The following is a 25,381-nucleotide window of genomic DNA, read 5'->3' on the forward strand; positions in this document are numbered from 1 at the left end:
CGCCTACGCCTACGCCTACCAGTATCGGCAAATTTGAAAATGCTGTCAATACCCACCACCGCCCTGCCTTACAAAATTTGGCACAGGTGTTGGATGCCGCTATCGCTGATAAAGTGACTGATGGTGATAATACTTTGGCGGATGCCCTAATCATCGATGCAACCAACGGTAATGACACCACCTTGGCCAATATGGCGACACAGCTGCAGCCACTGCTATCTGGTTCAGTCAATCGACTGCTGGCTGATGATGTAGATCGTTTTGCTGGTAGCATTTTTGAGCGCAGTTTCGAGCCGAATAAGACCGTCTGGGCAAAAGCCATCGGCAATACTGGCACACTCGACGCCCAAAACGACCTAACTGGCTTTGATAGCAATGCTTGGGGTGTCATTGCAGGTGCCGACACCGCCATCAATGACAGCAATATCGGTCTGGCCATCGCTTATGGTGAGAATGATGCTGATAGTCAAGCTTTGGCATCTCATCACGCTCAAGCCGACACATTAATGGGTTATCTGTATGCCAATCATAGCATCGCCAACACCACAGCACATGCACACATTGGTGTCGGTACAGCCCAAATCAAAGGCGAGCGTCGCTTTGACTCAGCCGTCGCTTACAGTGACTATGATGCAGACATCATACAGGCAGGCTTTGGCATTTCTCATCAAATTGGCAGCGATAATCGCAATCTGACGCCATTTGTTAAGATTGATTATAGCCAAGTCAAATCTGATGCCTACATCGAAACCGGAGCCGACGCCTACAATCTTAATATTGATGCCGCTAAATATCAGCGCCTAACCAGCACCACAGGTATCAAAGCTGCGGCGGCTGTGACACCAAAACTTCGCTTGGCAGCATTAGCATCTGTCGGCGTGGATAATGGTGATAAGCGCAGCGACATTGATGGCAGCTTTGTCAGCTTTGGCGATCATCGATTTGGTGTCGCAGGTCACAAGATCGGCAAAACCGTTGGCACGCTCGGTGCAGGCATCCAGTATCAACTGACCCCTGCCACAAGCCTAAGCTTGGATTATCAAGGCCAATGGCGTGATAATTACGAAAGCCACGGTGGCGTGATCGGTATCAAATCGGTATTTTAATTTTTAGATACCAAGATTGGGGCGGCTAAGCATGGCTGCCCCAATTTTTATTCAGCCTTATGACAGTGACACTCCACCAACCACCTTATCCAAACTGCATCAGTCTATTATGATTTTTAAAACTGTTGGTCAGCCTTTACTTAGCAAGAGATTTTTTATTTAATACACCCTTATTCACAAATTTTTACGAATTATTAAAATTTTTACTGGCTTTTATCACGATTTTATGGCAAATTGCAACAATCCGAGGTGCGTTTGTTGCAATCAGCTATATGTTGGTTAAATTTTGTTAATATACAATCCCCTTGGGACAAATGGATTGATCATCTAAAGGTTATCTTATTCATCGACGAGATGGTCTTTAGATGATCGGATTGATCAAAAGCATCACTTGCTGATGCAACTGTTGAAGGATATGCTGATGGAAAGCATGATTAACACATTAAACGGCATTATTTGGAGCCCTGCGCTGATTTATCTGTGCTTGGCAGCCGGTCTTTTCTTTTCTATTCTCACTCGTTTTATGCAGGTTCGTCATTTTAAAGAAATGATCAGCCTGCTTTTTGCACGTAACGAATCTCCAGAAGGCATCAGCTCATTTCAGGCATTGGTCGTCGCACTGTCAGGCCGTGTTGGTATGGGTAACATTGCTGGTGTCGCAGCGGCGATCGGTTTTGGTGGTCCAGGCGCAGTATTTTGGATGTGGGTGGTGGCATTCTTGGGTGCATCGACCGCTTATGTCGAATCTACCCTAGGTCAGATCTATAAGATCAATGATAATGGTCAGTACCGTGGTGGCCCTGCCTTTTATTTCGAAAAATTCTTCGGTGGCGGCATCGGTAAAGCATATGGCATTTTAGTCGCTATCTCATTCGTGATCTCGTGCGGTCTATTCCTACCAGGCGTACAAGCGAACGGCGTTGTCAAAGCCATCACTGGTATCACTGGTGAAGGTGAGCTAGTCGCGACATCATTTGGTGACATCGGTATGAATACCCTAATTGTCACCTTGGTCGTGGTTGTATTACTTGGCCTAATCATCTTCGGTGGTATCAAGCGTATCGCTCGTGTGGCTGAATTTATTGTACCATTTATGGCACTTGGCTACATCTTGATGGCGGTATTGATCATTCTATTTAACTTTGAAAAAATACCAGGCGTTATCAGCATGATCTTTAACGATGCCTTCACCGCTCAAGCAGGTCTTGGCGCAGCCATTGGCTGGGGTGTGAAGCGTGGTGTCTATTCGAACGAAGCTGGTCAAGGTACAGGCCCGCACCATGCAGCAGCAGCTGAAGTGCAGCATCCTGCCCAGCAAGGCATCGTCCAAGCATTCTCTGTCTATGTTGATACCCTATTCGTCTGCTCAGCGACTGCATTCATGATCCTGATGACTGGCATGTACAACATCCAAGGCACACTACCTGATGGTCAATTCCTAGTGCAAAATGTCGATGCTGCAACCACCATCAGCGGCCCTGCATTCACTCAGATGGCTGTATCTAGCGTGTTTGGTGGTTTTGGTAACACTTTTGTTGCGGTGGCGGTATTCTTCTTCTCATTCACCACCATCATGGCGTATTACTACATCGCTGAAGTCAATATCGCTTACCTAACCCGTTCTGCCAAGTCAAATATCGCTTTGTTCTTGATCAAATTGGTGCTGATGCTGGCTGTCGCTTATGGCGCGGTAAACAGCGCAGGCTATATCTGGAACATGGGTGATGTGGGCGTGGGTCTAACCGCATGGCTGAACATCGTTGGTATCTTGGTTATCTTCTTTATGGCAAAACCAACACTACTTGCTCTAAAAGACTATGAAGCACAGAAAAAAGCTGGCGTAACCAACTACACCTTCGACCCTGTAAAGCTTGGCATCCGCAATGCTACCTTCTGGGAAGATAAGCTAAAAAACAAAAAAGACTAATTCAACCTTAGTCAAAACAGAAGCTCTACTGATGTAGGGCTTTTGTTTTGGGTGGTAAATCGCCATCTGCGCTTTTAAGATGTCACAGTTTATGTTCTTAGCATTATTTTGTCATAAAAAAGCTTGACTCATTTGAGCCAAGCTTTTTATCATCAATGTAAAGTCGATGTGATCAATTCAGATTAAAAGAATCCCATTGCTTTTGGTGAATAGCTAACCAATAGATTCTTGGTCTGCTGATAATGCTCAAGCATCATCTTGTGATTCTCACGGCCGATGCCTGATTTTTTGTAGCCGCCAAAGGCTGCATGCGCAGGATAAATGTGATAGCAGTTTGTCCACACGCGCCCTGCTTGGATGGCTCGACCAGCACGATATGCCGTGGTGCCATCGCGTGACCAGACGCCAGCGCCTAGGCCATAAATGGTGTCGTTGGCGATGGCGATGGCCTCATCAAAATCCTTAAAGGTCGTCACAGCAAGCACAGGGCCGAAGATTTCTTCTTGGAAGATCTCCATGCTGTTCTCGCCTTTAAAAATGGTCGGCTCAATATAAAATCCGCCATCCACATCGTCGCGCGCACTGCCACCTGTCAGCACTTGAGCGCCTTCTGATTTGCCTTTGGCGATGCAGCCTAAGATCTTATCTTGCTGCTCTTGGGAGGCTTGTGCGCCGATCATGGTGTCTGTATCAAGCGGATGGCCAGTTTTGATCTTTTTGACGCGTTCAACGGCTTTTTTGAGAAATTCTTCTGCGATGCTTTCATGCACCAAAGCGCGCGATGGACAAGTACACACCTCGCCTTGGTTCAGCGCAAACATGGTAAAACCCTCTAGCGCCTTATCCAAAAATTCATCATCTTTATCCATCACATCGGCAAAAAAGATATTCGGTGATTTGCCGCCCAGCTCCAGTGTTACTGGAATGATATTTTCGGTGGCATATTCCATGATTTTTTGGCCAATTTCGGTTGAGCCTGTAAACGCCACTTTGCCAATGCGTGGATTGGTGGCAAGTGGCTGACCGACATCAGGGCCAAAGCCATTGACGATATTGAGCACGCCTGCAGGCAATAGATCTTCAATCAGCTCAATGAGCACCATAATGCTGACAGGCGTCTGCTCAGCTGGCTTTAGCACGATGCAGTTACCTGCTGCCAGTGCTGGTGCGATCTTCCATGCCGCCATCAGGATCGGAAAATTCCACGGGATGATCTGCCCGACGACACCGATCGGCTCATGGAAATGATACGCCACCGTATCTTCATCAATCTGGCTAATACCCCCTTCTTGGGCGCGGATACAGCCTGCAAAATAACGGAAATGATCGATGGCTAAAGGAATGTCAGCCGCCAGCGTTTCGCGGATGGGCTTACCATTCTCCCAAGTCTCAGCCACCGCCAAAGGTTCAAGATTTTCTTCAAGGCGATCGGCGATTTTTAGTAAAAGATTGGCGCGGTCGGTTGGCGATGAGCGGCTCCAGTCATCCTTGGCCGCATGTGCAGCGTCCAAAGCTAGCTCGACATCTTCGGCACCTGATTTGGCCACTTTGGCAAAGGCCTTGCCATCAACGGGCGAAATGTCATCAAAATACTCGCCGCTGACTGGCGCAACCCATTTGCCGCCGATGAAATTGTCGTATTTTTCTTTAAAAGTAACTTTACTGCCTTCAGTATTGGGATTGGCATAACGCATTGAACAGCTCCTTTGTTTTTTAAATGAATATACCGATCGATAAACCGCCCATCTTATGATACTGATTTTGATCTGATACACGATTAATCAGATCGCGAAAGCAAGCATCATACATCTGGCATTGAGTGAACAAGTTTACTCGTTTTCGGCAATTCCATCATGCCTGATTTTTTGATGGCAATCAAGCAGATTTTCACAAGTTAACGATATTTAACAAATTGTCATGCGCCAGTCATTCGATGAGTTTTTAGCTCAGCCGCCAATATCTAAGACAAGGCATGAAAAAGCCCGAATCTCTTCGGGCTTTAGGCAGCCATCATGGTGTGTCAGACAGCGCCGCTTTAAAGACATCAGGCTTGGTTTCGCCAAGCAGCACCTGCTTGAGCTTGCCTTGATGATAAATCAGCAGTGCTGGCGGCCCGAAGAGCTCATAGCGTGCCAAGATCGCGCGGCTATGCTCATTTGTCTCAGTGATGTCTAATTTTACCACTTGATACGCATGCAGTTCATCGGGGCGATCACCAAACAGCGTGCGCTCCATGATGCGGCATTCAATGCACCAATCGGCTGTGACATCGACCAGCACCCGATCGTGGGTAGACAGCACCCGATCAAGCTCATCTAGGGTATATACTCTAATATCAGGCAAAGATTGGGCTTGGCTTATCTTGGGTATATACCACGGGCGCCAAGCATCGTTCGAGCCGATGCTGATGCCATAGACAAGCAGCATCGCCCAGAGCATCGGTAAGATGGCGATGCATTTGACAACTCTACTGTGGCGCCCAACACTGATGAACAGCCAAAACGCCAACGCCAAAAACCACGCCGCCCATAGCCCGAGCATCGCACTCGTCAACAGCACGCGTTCAATCAGCAGCAGCGCCACTGCCAATAACAAAAAACCGCCAAGCGTGCGAACATGCTGCATCCAAGCGCCTGTCTTTGGCATCCATTTTCCCTGTAATGCGCCAAGCAGCATCAGAGGTACAGACAGACCTAGCCCCAGCATAAATAACGCCAAAAAACCAAACCAGACCTGACCACTGGCAGCGACCATCATCAGCGCCCCCGCCATCGGTGCTGACACACATGGCGACACCACCAACGCAGACAGCAGACCCGCCACATAGCTACCGCCCAGTGTTCCCAATCGACCATCGGCGGCCTGAGCGCCAGCGGCCAGCTTATCAGAAATCGCGCTTGGCAAGCGCACATTCACCCACCCAAACATCATCAATGCAAACAGCACAAACAGCGCTGCTGCAACCATCAACACCTCAGCTCGTTGTAGCCAAGCTGCGATGCCAAGCGCCTGCCCAAACCAAGCAATCAGCGCACCGAGCAGACCATAAGCACTCGCCACGCCGATGCCATAAGCTGCCGACAGCATAAAGCCACGCTTGGCATTGGCTTTGGCATGTTGCTTGGCGACGATGTTGGCGACGATCGGCACCATTGGATAAATGCATGGTGTAAAAGCCAACAACAATCCTGCCACAAATAACAGCAATATCATGATCAGTGGTGATGAATCAGGGGTCTGGCTATCTGGCAGAGTATGATCCAGCTGATGAACAGTCTGCCTGCCTTTATCAGACTCTAAGGGCTGGGCTGAGGCGGTGGGTACGGGCTGCTGAAGAGTCTGGGCAGACTCCTCATTGTCAGCCGAATCAGCTGACTTGGATTGGGTGTCTACAGGCTCATTTTCTGTTACAGAGGCTGCTGTGGGTGCTACTTCAGGCTGCGCGGTTACTGGCACAGGCAGCGATGGTTCATCACCTGCTATGCCTGCCAGTGACACCTTTAGCGTCGTCGTCTCGGGCGGATAGCACAGACCAGCTTTGGCGCAGCCTTGCCAGCGGATGCCAATCTCTTGCTGATGGATGTCATTGGCTGCAGTCAATCGCACACGCGCCGTGACATTCTCCTCAAACACAGGCACCACGCCAAAGGTCGGATCATCGATGATGCTTGGTGTCTTATCAAATTGCCACTCCTCGGCAGTCACGCCCTCAGGCAGCTTTAATGATAGCCGTTCTTGATATACATAATGCTTGGGCGTCACAGTAAATTGCACGACAAGCTCATCACCCATTTGTGATGGCGTCACCGCAAAAGCTTCATGCACAGGCAAAAATTTGGGCTGAGTACTGCCTTGCCCAAATAATGACGCCAACGAATTGGCAGAGGCAGGCGTCGCACCCACCATCGCTGTCGCCAAGCACGCGCCCAGCATCACAGAATATGCCCAAGTTTTTTGCATGATCACACTCTTTTTGCTCATTTGCCTAATTATCAAGCACTTTTCAAGCACTCTTTGGGAATAAGCCCCAACCAATTTACTTATCCAAATATAGTATTATAACACGCCGACCTTGCGCAATTTTTGCTGATGACATCCGCCAAAGCAAAATCGCCCCAAAAACTTGAGGCGATGGCGGTAACTCTTGCACGGCTTTGGCTAAAACCAATCATCATTGCTCATCTTTTTTATAAAAAGCATCTTGACGGCTTTGTTCAAATTCCACCCAAACCGCGCTTAAAATCGCAAGCAGCACCGCAAATCCCAAGCCCAATATCCAAGCAAAATACCACATAATCCTCTCCTTTATCTGCATTCCGCCGTGGTTAATACAGCGTTTTTTCGTTTTCTTTGATGTATGCCTTGGTGACCTTGCCACGCATCACTGCATAGCCCCAGCTGGTATAAGCAACCACCACAGGCAACAGAAAAATCACCACCAATAGCATGATGAACAAAGTCATCTGACTTGAGGTGGCATCCCACACAGTCAGGCTTGAACGCAGATCACTCGATGATGGCATATAAAAAGGAAATAGCGCCACGCCTGCTGTAGCAATGATGCCCAAGATGCCAAAGCTCGATGCCACAAAAGCACTCAGCGTCTGATTGATCTTCAATAGTCCCACGCTGATAAGCGGCATCAGCACCCCCAAAGCAGGCAGCAGCCATAGCACAGGATAAGCCATAAAATTATTCAGCCAAGCGCCAGATTGCTGCTCTACTTGTTTTGATAAAGGATCGATCAAAGCATTGGTGTCGATCACAGAACTGATCACATAGCCATCCAAACTGCGCACCCAAAATCCCGCTGCCACGAACAGCAGCACTGTGATGATGGCAGCAAAAGTAGCGCCTGTCTTAGCACGCGCCTGAATGCCATCGATGGTACGATGCGCCAAATACACGCCACCTTGCATGGTCAGCATCGCCACACTCACCACACCACATAATAAGGCAAATGGGCTCAATAATTCAAAGAATGAACCTGTGTAAGTCGAGACCAGATTTTGATCAAAGCTAAACGGCACACCCAGCAAAAGATTACCAAAAGCGACGCCAAAGATCAATGCAGGCACCGCTGAGCCGACGAGCAGCAGCCAGTCCCAAGTATTGCGCCAAGTGGGGTTTTTGATCAAACTGCGATACTTAAAGCCCACAGGTCGGAAAAATAGCGCCCAAAGCGCAGCGATCAACGCCCAATAAAATCCACTAAACGCTGTGGCATACACCAAAGGCAGTGCCGCAAAAATCGCACCCCCTGCGGTGATAAACCACACCTGATTGCCCTCCCAGTGTGGGCCGATGGTGTTCACGATCACTCGACGCTCGACATCATCACGACCCACAAAAGGCAATAAGGTACAGACGCCGATGTCGTGGCCATCCATGATCGCAAACCCGATCAGCAGCACGCCAACGAGCAGCCACCAGATCAGCTTTAACACTTCATAATCTAATAACATGCTCATACTCATGCTCCTTGTTGGTCGGTTGGGTTGATCAAGTGCACAGAATTATTTTCGCCATAATATTTGCCCGTGCCTAAGCTGGCAGGCCCAAGACGCACATATTTGAGCATCAAATACACCTCAACGACCGCCAAAATGATATAAAACACCACAAAGCCGATCATCGAGAAGATGACATTATTCACATCAATATTCGACACCGACAAATGCGTTGGCAACACACCATACACCGTCCATGGCTGACGGCCATATTCAGCAACGAACCAACCTGCCTCGATGGCGATCCATGGCGCAGGCAGCATCAGCAGGGCAAATTTTAGCAGCCATTTTTTCTGCATAAAATTGCCTTTTAGGGTGAAAAATAAGCACAAACTGTACAACACCAGCATCAGCATACCCATGCCGACCATCACGCGAAACGACCAGAACATCGGCGTGACGCGCGGCACACTGTCATCGACAGCTTGTGACAGCATCTGCGGTGTCACATCTGCCATATCATCGGTGTATTTTTTGAGTAATAAGCCAAAGCCCAGATCTTCTTTATGATCCTCAAAAATCTCAATCAGCGCTTGCGGATTCTCAACGCCATTTAGCTTATTTTCACGCATCAAATCCAGCGCACTGACCGCCGTCACGCCATTGATGATGCGATCAGCGTTCAATTTTTTGATATCATGAATGCCTAAAATCTCGGTATCCACAGAGCGCGTGCCGATCAGACCCATCACATAAGGCACATGCAGCGCCCAATCGTTCTTTTGTTCAGCTTCATTGATGCCAGCGATGATGTTAAATCCTGCTGGTGCAGGCTCAGTCTCCCACATCGCCTCCATCGTGGCCAGTTTGGTTTGTTGGGCTTGACCGATCGAATAACCCGACTCATCACCAAGCACGATGGCACTACAGATCGCTGCAAAACCAAAAGCCGCTGCCACATGAAAGCTGCGTTTGGCAAATTCAACATCACGCCCTTTTAGCAGATACCACGCTGAGACACCCAGCACAAAAGATGCGCCTGTCACATAGCCTGCTGATACCGTGTGTACGAATTTGTTTTGGGCATCTGGATTTAGGAATATTTCAGCAAAACTGACCATCTCCATGCGCATGGTTTCATAGTTAAATTCAGCACCGACAGGGTTTTGCATCCAACCATTGGCCACCAAAATCCACAAAGCAGATAGACTCGTGCCTAAGGCCATCAACAGCGTGGTGGCAAAGTGCTGCACCCGAGACATGCGATCCCAGCCAAAGAAAAACAGCCCCACCATCGTCGATTCTAAGAAAAATGCCATCAAGCCCTCAATGGCCAGAGGTGCACCAAACACATCACCGACATAGTGCGAATAATACGCCCAGTTGGTGCCAAATTGAAACTCCATGGTGATGCCTGTGGTCACGCCCAACACGAAATTGATGCCAAAAAGCTTACCCCAAAATCGGGTCATGTCTTTCCAGATCTCTTTGCCTGTGGTGAGATAGACTGCTTCCATGATGACCAATAGCCAAGTCATGCCAAGCGTCAAAGGCACAAATAAGAAGTGAAATAATGCAGTTAAGGCAAACTGCAGCCGCGAGATATCGACCAGATGCTCGGTAATCATACCAAACCCCTTTAGCGTGACAAGCCGCCGATGCTCCATATCCGCATGGCTATATCAAATAAGATGAGTCTTAAAGCTGGTCACCGCTCCTTAGCCTGACCAAGATTTTCCCCATTATAACCAAAAACAGGGGTGAATACTACCGATGTTTTGATGACCATTGGGTTGATTTTTTGGCGTATAAATCCTCATTAAGCGCAGCACAAATCCGCCTAAGCCAAAAAAAACGCCAAGCAGCTGCTCGGCGTTTTGAGTTGGATCCAAATCCTTCGATTAATGATCCGCTGGCACTTTATCCATATCAATGTCAGGATTTTTGATCAAGTGAATCGATGACAAGATCAACCCGCCCCAGATCGCAATCATCGCGATCACCATGACGATCAAAGCTGTCGTACCCATAATAACTCCTTATTCTTCGTGAGAGTGATGGCCTTTAATTCTTGGTAGTACCAAAGCGACGATCGCACAGATGATCACCACACCCCAGCCATAAGTCAATAGCACATCCGATGGATAACCACCGTAGCCTTCTTTGAATAGCGACTGAAGCGACAGTGCCAAAGTCACGATCAACACCAGTGGCGTCACCACAGTCAGCATAAATGACCATACAAAACCGACCTTGATGCTAGAAATGCCATTGATGTGATTGATCAAGGTTGGTAGCTTATTGCGGTTGAACCAAGTTACCCAGATGATCGACAAGATCGCGCCAAGTACGATACCGATGTTATTGGCAAAGTTATCGACGATATCGACGAAAGTGATGGCATTTTTGGTGCCGAACATCGCAATCGAGATGATCGCAGAGCCTAGGCCGACAATGGTGACTGATTTGTTTTTTGACCAGCCGAATTTATCCTGCACTGCTGAGATTGGTACTTGTAGGATAGATACCATCGAGGTGATACCTGCCACGGTCAATGAGGCAAAGAACAAGATACCGACGATGTGACCAGCATCGCCCATTGTTGAGATGATTTTTGGGAATGCGATAAAGGCAAGACCGATGCCGCCTTTGACCACTTCCGCCACTGGCACGCCTGATGCTTGTGCCATAAAGCCAAGCACAGAGAAGATACCGATACCCGCCAATAGCTCAAATGATGAGTTGGCAAAACCGACCACCAAACCTGAGCCTGTCAAGTTGGCATTGCGGTTCAGATAAGACGCATAGGTCACCATGATACCAAAGCCGATCGACATTGAGAAGAAGACATGGCCATACGCAGCTAGCCAGACTTTTGGATCGGCCATCTTTTCCCAGTTTGGATTAAAGAAAGTATCCAAACCCACAGTCGCACCTGGCAAAGTCACCGCACGAGCCACCAAAATCGCGAACATCACCACCAGTAGCGGGATGAAGATTTTGTTTGATAGCTCAACGCCTTTTTTAATGCCGCCATACATGATCAGCAGCACGATCGCCCAAACCACAACAAGGCCGATCAACAGCTCTGATGAGTAGCTCAACGTCATCTCGCTGGCGTTTTGAAGGTAGGTGTTAAAGAAAAACCCTTCGGTGTCCTCACCCCACTTTTGACCAAAGGCAAACAGCGTATAGCTACCCGCCCAGCTCAGTACCGATGCATAATAAATACCGATGATGGTACACACCGCCACCTGCCACCAACCGATGCCTTCGGCTGATTTGACCATACGACGGTATGCTGTCGGCGGCGCACCTTTGTACTTTTGACCGACGACATAATCCAAAAACAGCAATGGAAAACCTGCGGTTGCCAAAGCAATCAAATACGGAATAAAAAATGCGCCGCCGCCATTTTCATAAGAAACATACGGAAAACGCCAAATATTACCCAAACCGACAGCAGATCCGACCGCTGCCAAAATAAAGCCAGAGCGTGCTGACCAACTTTCTCGTTGTGCCGACATCTTTGCTCTCCAATCCTATCGCCATGCCAAGCACGGCTAATCCTGCTTTGCGAAACTTATGCCGTCATTGATGATGATCATTTCATCAACTGCAATCAGCATAAATCCGCACCCAAATAATTATAGTGTTTTGGCCACGATCAACCACGCATCAGCTTGCAGTTAATCATAAGTCACAAAACGACCAGTATAGTTTGTATGAATCACGAAAAAATGTCAAACAAATAATATAATCAAAAGAAAAAAACCTGCAACAAATCGTTACAGGTTTCAGAACACGCTTAAGTCAAATTAACGCACCAATCCGCGTTGGCTGCTATTGATCGAATCGATCAATAGCTGCACTTTGGGTTCTTTTTCGACCAATGCAGACAGCTGTTCAAGCGCTTCATCGCGCAAAAGCCCCGAACGAAATACCACACGATAGGCCTCATCGATGGCTTTGATGGTATCAGCCGACCAGCCTTTGCGGCGCATGCCCTCTTTATTGATGCCATGTGCTTTGGCAGGATTGCCCGAGACAGTGACAAATGCCGCCACATCTTTGACAATCAGACTGGCACCACCGATCATACTATAATCATCGATGCGACAAAATTGATGCACACCCGACTGACCACCGATGATGACATAATCGCCAATGTGTGCATGCCCTGCCACGCCGACATTATTGGCTAGGACATTATGATCACCAACGATGCAATCGTGTGCGATGTGAACATTGACCATCAACAGATTATGGCTGCCGATTTTGGTCAAGCCTTGATCCTGTGCTGTGCCGCGATGGATGGTGCAAGCTTCACGGATGCGATTATGATCGCCAACCTCTAAAAATGTCTCTTCGCCATCATACTTCAGATCCTGTGGATTTTCGCCGATGCTGGCAAATTGATAGATGTCATTATACGCACCGATGGTGGTATTCTCGCCGATGATGACATGGCGACGCAGCAGGGTGTTGGCACCGATTTTGGCGTTTTTGCCGATGATGCAATACGGCCCGATCGAAGCCGTTGGGTCAATCTCGGCACTCGGGTCAATGATGGCGGTAGGATGAATGGTCATGGTTGCCCCTTATGGATGAATGCAAAAATGAGAACCGTCAAGCATCACACTTTTTGGCGAGCGATCATGATCTCAGCACTGCACGCCAGAGCGCCATCGACATGCGCGGTGCATTCAAATTTATAAATATCTCTTTTGTTCATGATGGCTTTTGAGCGAATTACCAGCTGATCGCCTGGCGTGACCAGTTTTTTAAAGCGCACCTTATCCACGCCTGCGAACAGATACAGATAGCCATCTTCTGAAGTTTGGCCTGCGCTGATAAACCCCAAAATCCCTGACAGCTGCGCCATCGCCTCGACCATCAACACGCCTGGCATGATTGGATTGTCAGGAAAATGGCCATTAAACAGCTCTTCGTTAATGCTGATGTTTTTATAGCCTGTAATCCACTCATCAGGACGGCAAGCAGTGACTCGATCGATCAGCATAAATGGATAGCGATGCGGCAGATAATGCTTAATCTGATCATAGCGAAGTGGCAGAGTCACACCGCGTTCAGCCAGCATCGCCAGATCAGCTTCGCTCAGTAATTCATAATCAATATTTGATACTGACATAATCATTCCTTAAAATATTACTTCTCGCCCATTTGGCGGAATTTGACCGCTGCACGGCGCCATTTTAGTGATGGCATGGCGGCAGTGCCCGATGAATAAGTGCCGGCCTCATGGATGTCACTGATCACCATCGTCATTCCGGTCAGTGTGACGCCATCAGTGATGGTCAGATGCCCACTAATGCCGACCGCACCGCCGATGATACAGTTTTTGCCGATTTTGGTGCTGCCTGCGATACCGACTTTGGCGGCGATGGCAGTGCCTGCACCGATACGCACATTATGCGCGATCTGCACCAAATTATCGATGATGACATGATCCTCAATGACAGTGTCATCGACAGCACCGCGATCGATGCAAGTATGACTGCCGATACGAACATGATTGCCGATACGCACCCGACCCAGCTGTGCGATGCGCTGCCACTGCATCTGTCCATCGCTAAATGCAGGCGCAAAACCAAATCCCTCAGAGCCGATATTAGCATGGCTATGGATGCGTACATGATCACCGATGATGCATCCATGATGGATGACGGCACAGGCATCGATGTGACACTCCGCACCGATACTCACATCCTCACCGATAACCACACCCTCGCCGATCGTCGTGCCTGTACCGATCGTCGCACCTTTTTTGATGATGGCATTGGCCGCGATGCTGACATCCGATGGGACGACGGCCGAGTCATCGATCTGCGCAGTGTGATGGATGCCTGCACTGATCGATAGAGCAAATAGGCCGCTGATGCTGGCATAAGCCAAATACGCATCTTTGACGATCACATAGGCAGCATCAGGATTGATCTGCTTGGCTTTATCGACATACTGTTCAGAAATCAGTATCAAGCCTGCTTGCGTGCTTGCCAATTCATTTAGGTATTTTGGCTGTGCCAAAAACGCCACTTGTGCAGCATTGGCAGTTGTAAGGCTTGCCACACCCTCGATTTGGCGGCTGCCATCATGTTCAGAGCGATTTGATACGCCCTGACGCTCTTCGATGGCTTTGAAAATCTGATCGATGCTGATCATCAGAATATGCTACCGATTTGGAACTGGACTTTATCGGTTTCATCCGTGTCTTTGCTATTGATCGGCTTGGCATAGCTGATGGACAGTGGGCCAATCGGTGTGTACCAAGTCGCACCAACACCAGCACTGTAGCGGAACTCTTTATCTTGCTCAAGCAGCGGATAACTGGTGGCGGTGGCAGCCGAATCGCCGTATTGGGTCAGGTCGATCGTCTCTTTATCCATGCCTGTTGTGTCAAACACTTGACCGCCCTCGACAAAGATCACAGGCCGCACTTGATCCACCCAATCACCTTTAAATGGCAATGGCAAAATCAGCTCCGCGCCAAAAGTTGCCAAAGCATTACCACCAACAACTTCACCTCGTGTATAGCGATCACCACTTCTGGCTGCAATATATGCCTGTGAACGCGGACCTAGACTTGAAGCATCATAACCACGCACCGAGCCATAGCCGCCGGCGTAGAAGTTTTCATAAAACGGCAAATTATTGCCATAGCCTAAGCGTGTATAGCCGCGCAGTACCGAATCTTTGATGAATGGTCTGTAGATATTGCCCTGATAGACGGCTTTTTGGAAAGTTTTATCGCCAAAACCTAAGGTCAAATCAACATTATGACTCATACCACTGGTTGGGAATACAGGGCGATCTAGGCTAGAATAGCTCCAGCCCAAGATGGCGTTATAGGTGGTATAGTCGTTTTTAAAATCAGGGATGCCATTGCCATCGACAGATACTTCACCGCCATCGTCCATGATCTGCTTAACATTGCTGATGCCCATATAGCGGCCGCCGCGCACCGTGGTGTTATCGATATTAATACCAGCACTTAGTCGCTGATTTTCATCAATCGGATAGCCATAGCTTAAGGAAGCACCGTACGAGTCAAGTACATAGTTACTGATGTTCTTATCATCGTATTTGGTTTTTCGGTAGTAGCCATTGATGCTTTGAGAGACGCCATTGACCGTGAAATACGGGTCGGTCATACCAAGGCTATACACCTCACGGGTCTCAGAGCGAGAAAACGCGGCATTGACGCGGTTACCCGTACCCATAAAGTTATTTTGAGAGACATCAAATTGGAAAGTCACACCACCGCTTTGAGAATAGCCTGCTGCGATGGTCGATGAGCCTGATGGCTGCTCTTCGACGGTGAAGTTAACATCGATCTGATCTGGTGAATTTGGCACAGGGCGCGTATCGACGGTAACATTCTTAAAAAAGCCTGTGCGCATCAGACGCGCGCGTGACAGCTGGATTTTTTGGTTCGATGCCAATGCACCCTCTAGCTGACGCATCTCGCGACGCAGCACTTCATCTTGGGTCTTAAAATTGCCCGTGAAATTGATGCGGCGAACATACACAGGGCGCACAGGGTCGATATAATAATCGACATTCACCGTACGAGAGGCGTCATCGATGCGCGTGACAGGTCGAATTTGGGCATAATAATAGCCATCATCACCAAACTTGGTGCTGATGTCTGCCGTGGTCTGGTCAAGCTTGGCCTGTGAATAGCCATCGCCTGCCTGAAAGCCCAATAGCTGATTTAGCTGATCTTCTGGATAAGTCAAATCGCCCATGAATCTGGCTTGGCCAAAACGATACTGCTCGCCCTCATCCACTGAGATCTCGACGAATACTTTATTTTTTTCTTCATCGATATTGAGCTTGGCATCTTTGACCTCAAAACGCACAAAGCCTTCGTTCAGATATTTGGCACGCAGACTCTCAAGACTTGCCGCCAGCTTTTCTTGGCTATAGCGATCGGCCTTGGACAGCGGATTGATTTTGTTATCTTTAATCGCCATTTCATCAATCAGATCACGATCGCTAAAATGCTGATTACCGATGATATTAATGTCCACCACGCGCGCAGCTTTGCCCTCAGCAAAAGTCATGTCAAGCTTAACGCGGTTGCCATCAAGTTCAGTTTGTTTAATGGTGATCTCAGTATTGTAGTAGCCTTGCATCATATACTGATTCGATAGCTCCGACTCGATCATCTGCACGGTCGCTTGTTTGAGCGGCTGACCGACGGCCAAACCTGCGTTACGCAGACCCTCTTCTAATGCATCTTTTGGGATCAGTCGATTGCCCTCAAAGTTAATTTCAGCGATCAGTGGGCGTTCGGTGACTTGATAGACAATGCGACCATCTTGGGCATATACTTGCACATCTGAAAAGTGACCTGTGGCATACAATGCCGACACACCCTCAGCCAGCTGTGCATCACTCACCACTTGACCTAAGCGAAACGGCAAAACTGTCTGCAAGCTGTCGATGGTAATGCGCTGCAAGCCACTGATGGCAATGTCATTGGCCACCACATCAGCAGCATGCACTTGAGTTGCCATCATCATCGTCACTGCCAAGGCCACAGCGCTCGGTCTAAAACCTTTGAAATATGAATTACGCATAAGTCTATCCAAACTTAATTTTTAAGATTTTTAACATTGGCAGAAAATTTACATCAAAATTGTTGCAAAAATTTTCATAACCGATTTAATACCGTGTAAAGGTAAGCCAAAATACCAAATTTGGCAAGCTTTTCCTGTCAAAAAAGGTGAATTTTTTTGTTAATTGGCTGATATTGTGTCGCTCAGCCAAGAACTCGCAGGATATCGTTACTGATTGCCAGTACCATGAAACAAAAAAGCAATACCGCACCCATTTTAAAAGCCGCAAGCTGCACGGTCTCACTCATCGGCTTACCGCGGATCAGCTCATAAGTATAAAACAACAAATGCCCACCATCAAGCACGGGGATCGGCAGCAGATTCAGCACAGCCAGGCTAAGGCTGATGATGGCAGCAGTAGAAAGCACCTCTTTAAATCCCAACTCAAAGCTGGTCTTTGAGACCTCGGCGATGGTGATCGGACCAGATAAATTCTCAATGCCAATCATTCCCGTGACCATCTTGCCCATCGCGCTTAAAGTCATCACCGACAAATCATAAGTGCGCCCAAAGGCCTGATGAAGCGCCTGCATCGGCGTGTAATGGATGGTGGTCAGATAGTCAGGTGGAATCAATGCATCGGCATCGATCTTTGGGCGGATGCCAAGCTGCCCTACCGTGCCTGCACGGGTCTGGACAGCACGCGGCATCAGCTGGATCTGTTGGGCTTGACCCTCGCGGATGATCTGGACAGTCAGCATCTTTTCAGGGCTTTGTTGGATGATCTTGGTAGCAGCTTGCCAATCCTGTATCGCCACACCATCGATGGCAGTGAAGCGATCATTGACCTTTAGCCCCATCATTGCAGCAGCCCCATCTGCCACCACTTCACCGACCACAGGCTCAATCACTGGCTGATACGGCAGCACCCCCAGACTACTCAAAGGATCTACAGGATCACGCGTGCCATCGTTTGGCTGCATGAAATTTTGTACCTGCACTTGAGCTTGCTGCGGTTGTCCATCACGCTCGATGCCGACATCGATGGCGGTGCTTTCACCCATCTTGGCAGCCAGTGCATAGGCCGTCTCTTGCCAAGTCTCTACAGGCTTATCGTCGATGCTGACCAAACGATCGCCGACCACAAGAGCGCTATTGGCAGCAGGTGACTCTGGCAGAATCTGGCCAATGCGCGTATTTAACTGCTCACTGGGAAATAAAAATAGCACCCAAAATAGCGCGATGGCAATGATAAAATTCATCATGGGGCCAGCTGCGACGATGGCGATTTTTTTAAGGGGGTGCTGCTGATCAAAGGCCACTGACTTTAGCTCATCTGGCACTGTCTCATTACGACCATCAAGCATCTTGACATAGCCGCCCAAAGGAATGGCAGCAATCTGATATTCGATGCCCGAGCGCCGACTTTTCCAGCCCATCAGTTTTGGGCCAAACCCGATGGAATAGGTCTGCACCTTGACACCGCACAGCCGCGCGACAATATAATGGCCAAATTCATGCAAAGCCACCAATGGCCCCAGCACACAAATCGCCGCCAAGATCATATATATCGCCGTCATGCCAAGCGCTCCAGTTGGGCGATTTTTTGCTGAGCCATATCACGCACAAGAGCATCCATCGCCAAAATGCGCTCAAGACCTTGATTCTCATCAGCAAAATCCTGATCGAACTGCGCTTTGATGGCATCGTCATTCAAACACCGCTCAACGATCAGCGCGATGTCTGTTAATTTGATTTGTTCATTTAAAAAAGCAGCGACGGCGATCTCATTGGCAGCATTGAGCGTGATACACGCGCCCGTGCCTTGTTTGGCAGCATCTCGGGCAAGCTTTAGACAGGCAAATTTTTGTAAATCTGGTGCCATAAATTTTAATTCAGCCAATTGATACAAATCCAGCTGGGCGACGCCAGCCTCGATGCGCTCTGGATAAGCCAGTGCGTGCGCGATCGGGGTGCGCATGTCAGGGCTGCCCAGCTGCGCCAAAAAACTGCCATCGACATATTCTACCAATGAATGCACGACGCTGTTTGGGTGGATCACGACTTTGATTTGTGCTTCGGTAAGATTGAACAAATGGCATGCCTCGATCAGCTCAAGTCCTTTGTTCATCATCGTCGCTGAATCGATGGAGATTTTTTGACCCATTGACCAGTTGGGATGCTTTATTGCTTGACTGACGGTTGCCTCACGCATCTCATTGATGGACTTATCCAAAAAACCACCGCCTGATGCTGTCAGCCACAGCTGCCTGATGCCATGTGCTGACTCATGGATGGCATGATTGTCAAGCTGCACTGCCTTTGGCAGACACTGAAAAATCGCATTATGCTCTGAATCAATCGGTAAGATGGTCGCACCATAGCGTCTGGCAAGTGGCATCACCATCTCCCCTGCCATCACCAAAGATTCTTTATTGGCCAATAAAATGTGTTTGCCTGCTTTGGCTGCCGCGACAGTTGAGCCAAGACCTGCTGCACCGACGATGGCGGCCACGACGGTATCGACCTTGGGATCTGATGCGATGGCGATTAAGCCTGCATCACCACACAGCACCTTGGTGTCAAGACCTGCCTCATGAATTTGGGTACTGAGTGCGTGATGATGCTTTGGTGCCGTGCAGATGATTTTTGGGTGAAATTCACACGCCAATTCAAACAGCTTATCCACACGACCAAAGCCAGTGAGTGCATAGATCTGATAGCGATCAGGATGCGCACGCACCAAAGATAAGGTGCTATCACCAATAGAGCCTGTGGCACCAAGCACTGCCAAGGACTGTAGCGCTGTTGTCATGATCTACCCCCTAAAACGGCACGCGTAGCGCAGCCAAATACATCATGATCCACACCTCGGTGAACACGCCTGCTTTTGATAACAACCAAAACCCGAATGCAAACACTGGCGTCGCTGACAATAAAGAATCAATGCGATCAAGCACACCGCCATGCCCTGGCAAGATACTGCCTGAGTCTTTGATTCCAGCGCGGCGCTTTAGCATCGACTCAAACAGATCACCAAGCACACTGGCCGCGACCGTGATGGCAGATAAGATGAGAAATAAGAATAACGCTGTGCCTGATAGCTGTAGATAATTGCCCACAACAATCGCAACCACGCCTGCGGTCAAAAGACCGCCAATCAGCCCCTCAATGCTCTTATTGGGCGAGACATTTGGTGCCAGTTTGCGTTTGCCAAACTTACGACCGACAAAATACGCGCCACTGTCAGCACACCACACCAATAAAAACACATACATCAGCCACCATGGTGACATCTGCCACAGTCCATACATCGCGGTGATGGCAGCGGTCAAAATCACCGCGCCCATGTACACCAAGCGTCTGCCGTACCATTTTTCCTTAGCAGGATATTGCACCACCCAAGCTGTCGCCAACGCCCAGATCAACAATGAGGCCGCCCACCAAAACACCCAAGTCCAAGGCAAAGCAATCGAGATCATGGTGATGACCAATACCACCAAAATAAACTGTGCTGGTTGTCGCCATTTTGGCATGAGTTTGGTCCATTCATGCGCGGCGATCAATACGCCCACGGCCAATAACGGCACCACAAAAATCGGCATCGAACTTGCAAACAGTGCAAACCCTACGATGATGACCAATATAATTGCCGTCTTTATTCGCTGCCACATAGCAAAATTATCCTTGGATTGGTGTGATAAAAATCTCTAGCGCTTTAGTTGCTCGCTGGTTTTGCCAAAGCGGCGTTCACGATTGGCAAACATCTCAATCATCTCATCAAGCTCATCGACGCCAAATTCAGGCCATAAAGTCGGCGTAAAAAACAGCTCAGCATAGGCCGCCTGCCACAGCAAAAAATTAGAGATGCGATACTCACCGCCTGTGCGGATCAGCATATCCACCGCTGGTAGATCTGACAACTGCAAGTGCTTGGCTAGGCAATCAACATCGATGTCTTTGACTTGTAAACTACCCTGCGCCACCTGTGACGCCACAGCCTTGGCGGCATTGGCGATGTCCCACTGGCCACCATAACTGATGGCAATCACCAAAGTCATCGCCTCAAAATGCGCCGTCTTTGCCTCAGCATCAGCCATCAAGGCCGCCAACCGATCAGACAGCTGACTGCGATCTCCAATGAAGCGTAAACGGATCTGATATTGATCCATCCGTGGCATCTGCTCGTGAATCGTTTGCTCCAAAAGCCCCATCAACAGCTTGACCTCATTGGCAGGTCTCGCCCAATTTTCACTTGAAAAGGCAAATACTGTCAGTACTTGCACACCGCGCGCCAAGCAATGCTCAACTATCGGATCAAGCGCATCTTTTCCTGCCACATGTCCTGCGCCTGTCGCCAATTGATTGGCTTTGCCAAAGCGATTATTACCATCCATGATGATGGCGATATGCTGTGGTACAGAGGTGGGGATTTGGGTTTGGCTTGTCATGTTATGCAGCTACCGTCAGGGTTCATAAGGTGATGGATGAGAGTAAAATTCATCTGATGAAATGACACATGGGCAAAGACTGCTCTTTACCCATGTGTATCTGCCAAGCGGCATTAGACTTCCATCAGCTCGGCTTCTTTTTTGTCTAGGCGAGCATCGATGGTGCCGATGTATTTATCAGTCAGCTTTTGGATGTCATCTGCTGCACGGCGCTCGTCGTCCTCAGAGATCTCTTTTTCTTTTAGTAGATCTTTAATATCACCTAGCATGTCGCGGCGGATATTACGCACTGAGACGCGTGCTTGTTCTGCATCGCCACGGGCGATTTTTTGCATGTCGCGGCGAGTCTCTTCGGTCAACGCTGGCATCGGTACACGGATGACATCGGCTGTCATTGGGTTTAGACCCAGATCTGCTTCACGGATGGCCTTATCGACGGCTTGTACCATGGAGCGGTCAAATGGCTGTACCAATAGCGTGCGGCTGTCCTCGACATTAATGCTGGCCACTTGGTTTAATGGCGTCTCTGAGCCGTAGTAACTGACCATCACACCTGAAAGTACGTCTGGATGCGCGCGGCCTGTGCGCAGCTTACCAAAAGCACCCTCTAGCGCTTCGATGGCTTTTTGCATACGGCTTTCGCCGTCTTTTTTGATGTCATTAATCATGGAGCTTTCCTTTAAATTTTCTAAATGGTAAAAATATCTCAAGCAGCGATCAGTGATAGACGCGCGTGCCTTCTGCCTCACCCATCACGACATTGAGCAGAGCATTGGGCTTATTCATATCAAACACTTGTAGCGGCACATTATGCTCGCGGCACAGTGCGATGGCGGTCAGATCCATCACGCCAAGTTTCTTTTCAAGCACTTCATCAAAGCTTAGGCTGTCAAACTTCACCGCATCATCATTGGTGGTTGGGTCTTTGTCATAGACGCCATCAACTTTGGTGGCTTTTAGGATAAGACCTGCTTCGATCTCGATGCCGCGTAGGCATGCAGCGGTGTCAGTGGTAAAAAATGGGTTGCCTGTACCAGCAACAAAGATACATACCTCGCCATTATTCAGATGGCGGATGGCATCACGGCTAGAGTATGACTCAACGACAGTATCAATCGCGATGGCTGACATCAGGCGGGTTTTGATGTTGCGGCGAACCAAGGCATCGCGCATCGCAAGGCCATTCATCACCGTGGCCAGCATACCCATCTGATCACCCGTCACTCGACCCACCAAGCCTTCTTTTTGAAGCGTGCTGCCACGATACAAATTGCCGCCACCGACGACGATGCCAACTTGCACGCCTAAGCCGCGCAGATGTGCGATCGATAAGCTCATCTGATCTAAGATAGAGGCATCGATGCCCATGTCACGACCGCCTGCCAATGCCTCACCAGACAGCTTTAATAAAATACGAGAAAATTGTGGATTTTTGTCAGACATATCGCCTCCGCGCTGATGTGATTGGCTGATTTCGCCTTGAATAATACTTCGACAAATTGTCTTAATTTTAGCACAAAAGCCAAATTTTGGATACTGTTATTTGGAGACAGTTTCACCAATCATCGTGATCCTGTGGCAGCTTGATGATATTTAAAATGCATAATTTAGGATACAAAAAAGGCGCATCGCAGGGATACGCCTATCAACCACCAAACCAAATCGATGGCTGTCAGTTGAAATATCGATCAGATCACAATGATCTATGATCAGATCAGCGATTTGACCGCATCGATGACAGCTTCGGTGGTGATGCCAAAGTGCTGGAACAGATCCTTGGCAGGTGCTGACTCACCAAAGGTGGTCATACCGATGATCTTACCGTCCAAGCCGACAAACTTATACCAATAATCAACGATACCTGCTTCGACCGCGACACGAGCACGCACCGCCGATGGCAGTACTGACTCAATATAGTCGCTTGATTGCTTCACAAAAATCTCAGCACATGGCATTGATACCACACGCACACCCACGCCTGCTTCAGTCAGCTGCTTATGTGCATTCATCGCAAGCTCGACTTCTGAGCCTGTGGCGATGATGATGGCTTGAAGATCGCCTTGCTCGCTCGCCAAGATGTAGCCGCCTTTTTCGATGCTTGCGATTTGCTCGTCTGTACGCGCTTGGAACGCTAGATTTTGACGAGATAGGATCAGTGAGGTCGGTGCATTGGCAGTTTGGAGTGCTTTTTTCCACGCCACAGCCGTTTCGACGGTGTCGCATGGACGCCAAGTAAAGTGATTTGGCGTATTGCGCAGGCTGGCCACTTGCTCAACTGGCTGATGCGTCGGGCCATCTTCACCCAGACCGATAGAGTCATGCGTATAGACATTGATGACACGCTGCTTCATCAGTGCCGACATACGCACCGCGTTGCGCGCATACTCCATAAACATCAAGAAGGTCGCGGTATAAGGGATAAATCCGCCATGCAATGCCACGCCATTGGCGATCGCGGTCATACCAAATTCACGCACGCCATAGTGGACATAGTTGCCATCGGCATGATCTTGGACGCCTTTTGCCCCCGACCATAGTGTCAAGTTCGAGCCTGCTAGGTCAGCTGAGCCGCCTAGGATTTCGGGCAGATTTGGCGCCAGTGCTGCGATGGCGTTTTGGCTGGCTTTGCGAGTCGCGATGCTCTCGCCTTTGTCATTGCAGGCTTTGATGTAGTCATTCGCCACAGTTTCAAAATCAGCAGGCAACTCACCACTTAAACGACGGCTAAGTTCGGCTGCTTCGGTTGGATAAGCTGCTTGATACTTGGCAAACTGCTCATTCCAAGCTGCTTCAAGATCCGCGCCTTTGGCAGTCGCATCCCACGCTTGATAGATCTCATCAGAAATGGCAAAAGGTGTGGCATCCGCCCAGCCCATCGCTTCACGCGTCAAACCAATCTCATCCATCCCAAGCGGCGCACCATGGCAGTCTTCTTTGCCCTGCTTATTTGGTGAGCCTAGACCGATGATGGTCTTACAGATGATCAAAGTAGGCTTGGTGGTCTCGGCCTTGGCTTCGATGGTGGCTTTACGGATGGCATCTTGGTCGTGACCATCCACATTCAGCACCTGCCAGCCATAAGCCTCAAAGCGCTTGGCGGTGTCGTCACTGAACCAGCCTTCAACCTCTCCATCAATCGAGATGCCATTGTCATCATAATAAGCAATCAGCTTACCCAAACCCAAAGTACCTGCCAATGAACAGGCCTCATGGCTGACACCCTCCATCAGACAGCCATCACCCAAGAATGCATAGGTGTGGTGGTCAATGATGGCATGATCCGCTTTGTTAAATTGCGCGGCCAAAGTCTTCTCGGCCAAAGCAAAGCCGACCGCATTAGCGATACCTTGACCTAATGGACCTGTGGTGGTCTCGATGCCATCGGCATAGCCATGCTCTGGATGGCCTGCTGTCTTTGAGTGCAGCTGACGAAACGCCTTAATATCATCAATGCTCAAATCATAGCCAGTCAGATGCAGCAGTGCATAGATCAGCATAGAGCCATGGCCATTAGATAGTACAAAGCGGTCACGGTTTGGCCATTTGGCATTTTTGGGATTGTGGTTCAAAAACTCACGCCACAGCACTTCAGCGATGTCTGCCATACCCATCGGCGCACCTGGATGGCCTGAGTTGGCTTGTTGAACCGCATCCATAGCTAGGATACGGATGGCGTTGGCATTGTGTCGTTGATTGAGTTGGGTAGGCATCAGCAAGTTTCCTAACAAAAATTTGCCCTATTATAGCACAGTTTCGGATAATTTTTGTGTTTTTGGCGAGCTATGCTTGATGGCTGTCAGTTTGAGGCGATGCATAAAAAAAAGCGAACCAGACAGCGCGCCTGATTCGCTTTCCTGATTCG

Annotated in this window: 20 protein-coding genes; 2 read left to right on the forward strand and 18 right to left on the reverse strand. The window is 48.9% G+C overall.

From position 1 onward, the window contains the following. A partial coding sequence (locus B0681_RS09740; protein WP_158077937.1) for an autotransporter outer membrane beta-barrel domain-containing protein occupies positions 1 to 1,106 on the forward strand: 1,106 nt, incomplete at its 5' end. 415 nt (positions 1,107 to 1,521) lie between these two features. Next, positions 1,522 to 3,033 carry an alanine/glycine:cation symporter family protein gene (locus tag B0681_RS09745; protein WP_407661981.1) on the forward strand — a complete coding sequence of 504 codons (1,512 nt, stop codon included), beginning with the start codon at positions 1,522 to 1,524 and terminating at the stop codon, positions 3,031 to 3,033. 182 nt (positions 3,034 to 3,215) lie between these two features. Here B0681_RS09745 and exaC read toward each other — a convergent pair whose 3' ends face one another. The 18 genes from exaC to tkt all read right to left on the reverse strand — a co-directional run bounded on the left by exaC (position 3,216) and on the right by tkt (position 25,229). After that, positions 3,216 to 4,727 carry an acetaldehyde dehydrogenase ExaC gene (gene exaC / locus B0681_RS09750; protein ID WP_078318539.1) on the reverse strand — a complete coding sequence of 504 codons (1,512 nt, stop codon included), beginning with the start codon at positions 4,725 to 4,727 and terminating at the stop codon, positions 3,216 to 3,218. A 316-nt stretch (positions 4,728 to 5,043) separates the two neighbouring features. After that, positions 5,044 to 6,993: a protein-disulfide reductase DsbD gene (gene dsbD, locus B0681_RS09755; protein WP_228143902.1), complete on the reverse strand. Its 1,950-nt coding sequence runs from the start codon at positions 6,991 to 6,993 to the stop codon at positions 5,044 to 5,046. A gap of 211 nt (positions 6,994 to 7,204) precedes the next feature. Next, a complete protein-coding gene (gene cydX, locus B0681_RS09760) occupies positions 7,205 to 7,327 on the reverse strand; it encodes a cytochrome bd-I oxidase subunit CydX (protein WP_078318540.1) in 123 nt (40 codons plus the stop codon). Positions 7,328 to 7,358: 31 nt separating this feature from the next. Beyond that, on the reverse strand, positions 7,359 to 8,498 hold the full coding sequence (gene cydB / locus B0681_RS09765) for a cytochrome d ubiquinol oxidase subunit II (RefSeq protein WP_078318560.1): 1,140 nt from the start codon (positions 8,496 to 8,498) through the stop codon (positions 7,359 to 7,361). An 8-nt stretch (positions 8,499 to 8,506) separates the two neighbouring features. Continuing rightward, positions 8,507 to 10,111, reverse strand: a complete 1,605-nt coding sequence (locus tag B0681_RS09770; protein WP_078318541.1) for a cytochrome ubiquinol oxidase subunit I — start codon at positions 10,109 to 10,111, stop codon at positions 8,507 to 8,509. A 273-nt stretch (positions 10,112 to 10,384) separates the two neighbouring features. Then, positions 10,385 to 10,513 carry a methionine/alanine import family NSS transporter small subunit gene (locus tag B0681_RS09775; RefSeq protein ID WP_078318542.1) on the reverse strand — a complete coding sequence of 43 codons (129 nt, stop codon included), beginning with the start codon at positions 10,511 to 10,513 and terminating at the stop codon, positions 10,385 to 10,387. Positions 10,514 to 10,522: 9 nt separating this feature from the next. Then, the gene (locus B0681_RS09780) at positions 10,523 to 12,010 is read right to left on the reverse strand and encodes a sodium-dependent transporter (protein WP_078318543.1); all 1,488 of its coding nucleotides are present in this window, start codon (positions 12,008 to 12,010) and stop codon (positions 10,523 to 10,525) included. 291 nt (positions 12,011 to 12,301) lie between these two features. Beyond that, on the reverse strand, positions 12,302 to 13,075 hold the full coding sequence (lpxA, locus tag B0681_RS09785) for an acyl-ACP--UDP-N-acetylglucosamine O-acyltransferase (protein WP_078318544.1): 774 nt from the start codon (positions 13,073 to 13,075) through the stop codon (positions 12,302 to 12,304). A 44-nt stretch (positions 13,076 to 13,119) separates the two neighbouring features. After that, complete coding sequence (gene fabZ / locus B0681_RS09790) at positions 13,120 to 13,635, reverse strand: 3-hydroxyacyl-ACP dehydratase FabZ (RefSeq protein ID WP_078318545.1); 516 nt, start codon at positions 13,633 to 13,635, stop codon at positions 13,120 to 13,122. Between the two features lie 17 nt (positions 13,636 to 13,652). Then, positions 13,653 to 14,666, reverse strand: coding sequence for a UDP-3-O-(3-hydroxymyristoyl)glucosamine N-acyltransferase (gene lpxD / locus B0681_RS09795; RefSeq protein WP_078318546.1), 1,014 nt, complete (start codon positions 14,664 to 14,666; stop codon positions 13,653 to 13,655). Continuing rightward, entirely contained in the window at positions 14,666 to 17,089 is a 2,424-nt protein-coding gene (bamA, locus tag B0681_RS09800; protein WP_078318547.1) for an outer membrane protein assembly factor BamA, read from the reverse strand. Before bamA ends, lpxD begins: the two co-directional genes overlap by 1 nt. 182 nt (positions 17,090 to 17,271) lie before the next feature. Continuing rightward, positions 17,272 to 18,648, reverse strand: coding sequence for an RIP metalloprotease RseP (gene rseP, locus B0681_RS09805; RefSeq protein WP_078318548.1), 1,377 nt, complete (start codon positions 18,646 to 18,648; stop codon positions 17,272 to 17,274). Continuing rightward, a complete protein-coding gene (gene dxr, locus B0681_RS09810) occupies positions 18,645 to 19,883 on the reverse strand; it encodes a 1-deoxy-D-xylulose-5-phosphate reductoisomerase (protein ID WP_078318549.1) in 1,239 nt (412 codons plus the stop codon). The genes rseP and dxr overlap by 4 nt, the downstream gene beginning before the upstream one ends. Positions 19,884 to 19,893: 10 nt before the next feature. Continuing rightward, the gene (locus B0681_RS09815; protein ID WP_078318550.1) at positions 19,894 to 20,742 is read right to left on the reverse strand and encodes a phosphatidate cytidylyltransferase; all 849 of its coding nucleotides are present in this window, start codon (positions 20,740 to 20,742) and stop codon (positions 19,894 to 19,896) included. Positions 20,743 to 20,778: 36 nt separating this feature from the next. Further along, complete coding sequence (gene uppS, locus B0681_RS09820) at positions 20,779 to 21,519, reverse strand: polyprenyl diphosphate synthase (protein ID WP_078318551.1); 741 nt, start codon at positions 21,517 to 21,519, stop codon at positions 20,779 to 20,781. A gap of 113 nt (positions 21,520 to 21,632) precedes the next feature. After that, on the reverse strand, positions 21,633 to 22,187 hold the full coding sequence (gene frr, locus B0681_RS09825) for a ribosome recycling factor (protein WP_078318552.1): 555 nt from the start codon (positions 22,185 to 22,187) through the stop codon (positions 21,633 to 21,635). 49 nt (positions 22,188 to 22,236) lie between these two features. Further along, positions 22,237 to 22,962 (reverse strand): UMP kinase, encoded by a 726-nt coding sequence (gene pyrH / locus B0681_RS09830; protein ID WP_078318553.1) that lies wholly within the window; start codon positions 22,960 to 22,962, stop codon positions 22,237 to 22,239. A gap of 266 nt (positions 22,963 to 23,228) precedes the next feature. After that, a complete protein-coding gene (tkt, locus tag B0681_RS09835; protein WP_078318554.1) occupies positions 23,229 to 25,229 on the reverse strand; it encodes a transketolase in 2,001 nt (666 codons plus the stop codon). Between the last annotated feature and the right edge of the window lie 152 nt (positions 25,230 to 25,381).

The sequence above is a fragment of the Moraxella porci DSM 25326 genome, from assembly GCF_002014855.1.
GTDB classification, from domain to species: Bacteria; Pseudomonadota; Gammaproteobacteria; order Pseudomonadales; family Moraxellaceae; genus Moraxella; species Moraxella porci.

Bases quoted from the DNA above. Each gene is read 5' to 3' on its own strand.
- B0681_RS09745 (WP_407661981.1), top strand. From the start codon at position 1,522: ATGCTGATGGAAAGCATGATTAACACATTAAACGGCATTATTTGGAGC.
- exaC (WP_078318539.1), bottom strand. From the start codon at position 4,727: ATGCGTTATGCCAATCCCAATACTGAAGGCAGTAAAGTTACTTTTAAA.
- dsbD (WP_228143902.1), bottom strand. From the start codon at position 6,993: ATGCAAAAAACTTGGGCATATTCTGTGATGCTGGGCGCGTGCTTGGCG.
- cydX (WP_078318540.1), bottom strand. From the start codon at position 7,327: ATGTGGTATTTTGCTTGGATATTGGGCTTGGGATTTGCGGTGCTGCTT.
- cydB (WP_078318560.1), bottom strand. From the start codon at position 8,498: ATGTTATTAGATTATGAAGTGTTAAAGCTGATCTGGTGGCTGCTCGTT.
- B0681_RS09770 (WP_078318541.1), bottom strand. From the start codon at position 10,111: ATGATTACCGAGCATCTGGTCGATATCTCGCGGCTGCAGTTTGCCTTA.
- B0681_RS09775 (WP_078318542.1), bottom strand. From the start codon at position 10,513: ATGGGTACGACAGCTTTGATCGTCATGGTGATCGCGATGATTGCGATC.
- B0681_RS09780 (WP_078318543.1), bottom strand. From the start codon at position 12,010: ATGTCGGCACAACGAGAAAGTTGGTCAGCACGCTCTGGCTTTATTTTG.
- lpxA (WP_078318544.1), bottom strand. From the start codon at position 13,075: ATGACCATTCATCCTACCGCCATCATTGACCCGAGTGCCGAGATTGAC.
- fabZ (WP_078318545.1), bottom strand. From the start codon at position 13,635: ATGTCAGTATCAAATATTGATTATGAATTACTGAGCGAAGCTGATCTG.
- lpxD (WP_078318546.1), bottom strand. From the start codon at position 14,666: ATGATCAGCATCGATCAGATTTTCAAAGCCATCGAAGAGCGTCAGGGC.
- bamA (WP_078318547.1), bottom strand. From the start codon at position 17,089: ATGCGTAATTCATATTTCAAAGGTTTTAGACCGAGCGCTGTGGCCTTG.
- rseP (WP_078318548.1), bottom strand. From the start codon at position 18,648: ATGACGGCGATATATATGATCTTGGCGGCGATTTGTGTGCTGGGGCCA.
- dxr (WP_078318549.1), bottom strand. From the start codon at position 19,883: ATGACAACAGCGCTACAGTCCTTGGCAGTGCTTGGTGCCACAGGCTCT.
- B0681_RS09815 (WP_078318550.1), bottom strand. From the start codon at position 20,742: ATGTGGCAGCGAATAAAGACGGCAATTATATTGGTCATCATCGTAGGG.
- uppS (WP_078318551.1), bottom strand. From the start codon at position 21,519: ATGACAAGCCAAACCCAAATCCCCACCTCTGTACCACAGCATATCGCC.
- frr (WP_078318552.1), bottom strand. From the start codon at position 22,187: ATGATTAATGACATCAAAAAAGACGGCGAAAGCCGTATGCAAAAAGCC.
- pyrH (WP_078318553.1), bottom strand. From the start codon at position 22,962: ATGTCTGACAAAAATCCACAATTTTCTCGTATTTTATTAAAGCTGTCT.
- tkt (WP_078318554.1), bottom strand. From the start codon at position 25,229: ATGCCTACCCAACTCAATCAACGACACAATGCCAACGCCATCCGTATC.